This is a genomic window from Rhizobium subbaraonis (genome assembly GCF_900220975.1).
GTDB classification, from domain to species: domain Bacteria; phylum Pseudomonadota; class Alphaproteobacteria; order Rhizobiales; family Rhizobiaceae; genus Mycoplana; species Mycoplana subbaraonis.
The window spans coordinates 1-1,515 of sequence record NZ_OBQD01000077.1 but is presented as its reverse complement, the minus strand read 5'-3'; the positions used below and the strand labels follow the sequence as shown (position 1 = coordinate 1,515).

General features: G+C 56.9%; 1 protein-coding gene. It reads right to left on the bottom strand.

What is annotated here, in order from left to right; translation table 11 throughout:
- Positions 1-74: 74 nt before the first annotated feature.
- Positions 75-1,426 (bottom strand): IS3 family transposase gene (locus CRO48_RS31495; RefSeq protein ID WP_097143558.1). Its coding sequence is split into 2 segments (ribosomal slippage): positions 75-1,090 and positions 1,090-1,426, totalling 1,353 coding nucleotides; the frame shifts between segments, so codons are not numbered across the junction.
- Between the last annotated feature and the right edge of the window lie 89 nt (positions 1,427-1,515).

Here is a 1,515-nt window from a genome sequence, read left to right as displayed (position 1 = left end):
TGTCCGTCGTCGAATGATTTGAGACTTTTTGGGCGTGGGAAGAATGGAGTTTCCGGCTCGGTTTGCGGGTTGATTTAAGCCGCTTTGGCCTGGTGGTTCAAGCGGCGCTGTCTGATGGTTTCTCGTTTGATCCTTTCACGTTCGAGCAGGATTGTTTGGCCGCGCCCGAAGTAGACGTCGGCCGGGGTGAGATTGTCGAGGCTCTCGTGGTATCGGCGATGATTGTAATGCTCGACGAAAGCCGCGATCTGGGCTTCGAGGTCTTCCTGGAAGAAGTAGTTTTCCAGCAGGATGCGGTTCTTCAACGTCTGGTGCCAGCGCTCGATCTTGCCCTGGGTCTGCGGATGTCCGGGAGCACCATGGACCTGGTCGATCTTGTATTTCTCCAGCCATTCGCCGAGGTCGGAAGCAACGTAACACGGGCCATTGTCCGATAGCAGGCGTGGTCGGTGTTCGACCTTGACCTTGTCGCAGCCTGAGGTGGCCAGTGCCAGGTCGAGCGTGTCGGTGACATCCTCGACCTTCATGCTGGTGCACAGCTTCCAGGCGATGATGTAACGCGAGAAGTCGTCGAGGATGGTCGACAGATAGAACCATCCCCAGCCGATGACCTTCAAGTAGGTGAAGTCAGTTTGCCACATCTCGTTCGGCCGCGTGGTCTTGTCCTTGAACTCGTCATTGGCCTTGATGACGATATAGGCTGGCGACGTGATCAGATCATGGGCCTTGAGCAGGCGGTAGACAGAAGCCTCTGAGACGAAATAGCTTTCCGTGTCAGTGAACATCACCGCCAGCTCGCGTGGCGACAGATCGGCATGGTCGAGAGCCATGGTGATGATCCGATCCCTAACGTCGTCGGGGATACGGTTCCACACCCGTGACGGAGCCGAGTGCCGGTCTTCCAGCCCCTCGACACCGTGGGTCTGGAAACGATCATACCAGCGATAGAAGGTTGGTCTTGGAATGCCGAGCTTGTCGAGCGTCTGCCTGGCTGGCAGATGAGACCCCTCGACAAGCCGGATGATCTCGAGCTTTTCGGTGGCGGGATATCTCATTCTTCGTCGCCCCCATCCGCGATCATGCTTTTTTTAAGCAGGCGGTTTTCCAAGGTGAGGTCGGCCAGCGCCTCTTTCAGGTCGCGGCTTTCACGGCGTAGCGCCTTGACCTCATCGCTGGTGGCCGAACGGGCGGTGTCACCAGCAAGTCGCTTCTTGCCCGCTTCGAGGAATTCCTTCGACCAGCTATAATACAGGCTCTCGGCGATCCCTTCACGGCGGCAGATCGCGGCAATGCTGTCTTCACCGCGAAGGCCTTCCAGCACGATGCGGATTTTCTCCTCCGACGAATGGTGCTTGCGCGTGGCGCGACGGATATCCTTGATCGTCTTCTCGGCCGACGATGTCTGGGGACCGGTTTTCTGTCTCATCTTCGCTTCCTTTGAATGAGCTACGATGAGCCGAAAATCCTCTCTTCTCAATTAAACCAATTCTGTCTCATGGGCGCTGATGTCGGACA